The following is a 2393-nucleotide window of genomic DNA, read 5'->3' as shown; positions in this document are numbered from 1 at the left end:
TCGGAGGTGGTCTTGTCGGTTGTTCGATTCTCTACCATCTTGCCAAGCTTGGTTGGACCGACGTTGTTCTGCTGGAGCGGGACGAGCTGACGAGTGGCTCGACCTGGCACGCGGCGGCGGGGATTCACGGGCTGCACGACAACAACAATGTCACCCGTATCCAGCATTACACGATGAACCTGTACAAGGAGCTGGAGAAGGAAACCGGGCAGGGGTGTGGCGTGTTTCAGCCCGGATCGCTCTATCTGGCCCAGACACAGGATCGCGAGCACCAGTTGCGCCTGCAGGAGTCCAAGGCCAGGTTCTATGGCCTGAACTTTTATGAAGTCAGCCGGGAACAGGCCAAAGAGCTGCATCCGCTGGCGCAGTTCGATGACGTGCGCTGTATCATGTACGAGCCCGACGGCGGCAATGTCGATCCTTCGGGTGTCACGCATGCCTACGCGGCGGGCGCGCGGGCGATGGGGGCGACGATTGAGCGGTTTTGCCCCGTGTTAGGGACGGAACAGCAAGCCGATGGCTCGTGGATCGTGCGCACCGAAAAGGGGGATATCCACACGCAATGGGTGGTGAATGCCGCCGGTCTCTGGGGGCGCGAGGTTGCGGCGATGGCCGGGCTGACACTGCCGCTGCAGCCGACCGAGCATCAGTATTTCGTGACCGAGACGATTGATGAGGTTGCCAATCTGGGCCGCCGTCTACCCTCCATCGCGGACCGGGATGGGGAGTATTACTTCCGTCAGGAAGGCAACGGCCTGCTGATCGGGGCCTATGAAAAGGATATGCGGTTCTGGGCCGAAGAGGGGACGCCGCTGGATTTCGCGCATGATCTGTTCCCCGACGATCTGGACCGGATCATGGACAATGTCATCCGTGCAACCGAACGGGTGCCGGTGGCGGCCACGGCGGGGGTCAAGCGGGTGATCAATGGCCCGATGATCTGGTCGCCGGATTCCAACGCGCTCTGGGGGCCGGTGCCGGAGCTGAAGAACTATTTCCTGTGCGGCGGTATCATTCCGGGCTTCAGCCAGTCCGGCGGTCTGGGCCTGCTTGCGGCGCAATGGATGATCGACGGTGAGCCGCAATATGACATGTTCGCCTGGGATCTGGCCCGTTTCGGAGATTGGGCAGACAAGAAATTCACCAAGGCGCGGGTCGAGGATGTCTATACCCATCGTTTCGCCATCCACTTCCCGAACGAAGAACGCAGCGCCGGCCGTCCGGCCCGTGTCCGTCCGGCTTACGAGATGCAAAAGGAAATGGGCTGTGTCTTTGGCCTGAACTGCGGCTGGGAGCACCCGCTGTGGTTCGCCGATCAACCGGGCACCGTCGAGACCAACGGCTTTACCCGCCAGAGCTGGTGGGCGCCGGTCGGCCGCGAGGCCGAGATGCTGCGCAGGAATGTGGGCGTTATCGACATCTCGAACTTCGCCAATTACGTCATCAAGGGTCCGGGCGCGCATGATTGGCTGGACCGGCTGGTCGCCAACAGGGTACCGACCGAGGTGGGGCGTTCGTGCCTGACGCCTCTGATCTCGGTCCGGGGCGGTGTGGCCGGTGATTTCACGATTACCAAGGTCGCAGAAGATGAATACATGATGATCGGCTCGGGCATGGCCGAACGCTATCACCAGCGGTTCTTCAACATGGTCGACCTGCCCGAAGGCACCACATTCGAGGTGGCCACCGACCGCATCGCAGGGTTCAACGTCGCCGGTCCCAAATCGCGCGACACGCTTCAGCGGCTGACCAATGCGGATCTGTCCAACGAGGCATTCCGCTTCATGCGGTCCGCGACCATCGAGGTTGCCGGCGTCCCCTGCCTGGCCATCCGCGTCAGCTTTACCGGCGATCTGGGGTGGGAGTTGCACTGCGCGGAAAGTGACCAGATCAGGCTCTATTCCGCACTTCTGGAGGCCGCAAAGCAGTTTGATGGCGGCCCCGTGGGTGGCCGCGCCCTCGGGTCGCTGCGCATCGAGAAAGGCTATGGCTCGTGGGGCAGGGAGTATTCTCAGGAATATTGGCCACAGGAGGTTGGGCTGGCTGGTCTCATCAAACCGGACAAGGATTTCCTGCACAAGGACGCCTGGCTGGCCATCAGGGACAACGCCCCGCGAGAGGTGCTGTCGATCTTCGAGGTCGAGGTGGCGCACGACGCCGACGCGACCGGCGGCGAGCCGATTTTCACGCCCGATGGCAAACCCGTGGGCCGCGTGACATCCGGCGCCTATGGCTATTCGGTCGGCAAATCACTGGCTATCGGCTATGCGGACCCGCAAGTGGCGCAGCCGGGCGATGAGGTCGAGATCTTTATTCTCGGCAAACCTCACAAGGCCAAAATCCTCGAAAAACCGCCGTTCGACCCAAAAGGCCAAAGATTGCGCGACGTTAAG

General features: G+C 61.8%; 1 protein-coding gene. It reads left to right on the top strand.

Going from position 1 to position 2393, the window contains the following annotated elements; genetic code table 11:
- Nucleotides 1-2393, top strand: a 2393-nt coding sequence (locus ACR0NA_RS21605) for a GcvT family protein (RefSeq protein WP_480732620.1), incomplete at both ends; no start/stop codon positions are given.

This window comes from Ruegeria sp. C11 (assembly GCF_056537725.1).
Note: the sequence above shows the minus strand (reverse complement) of the source record. Positions and strands in the feature narration are given on the sequence as shown.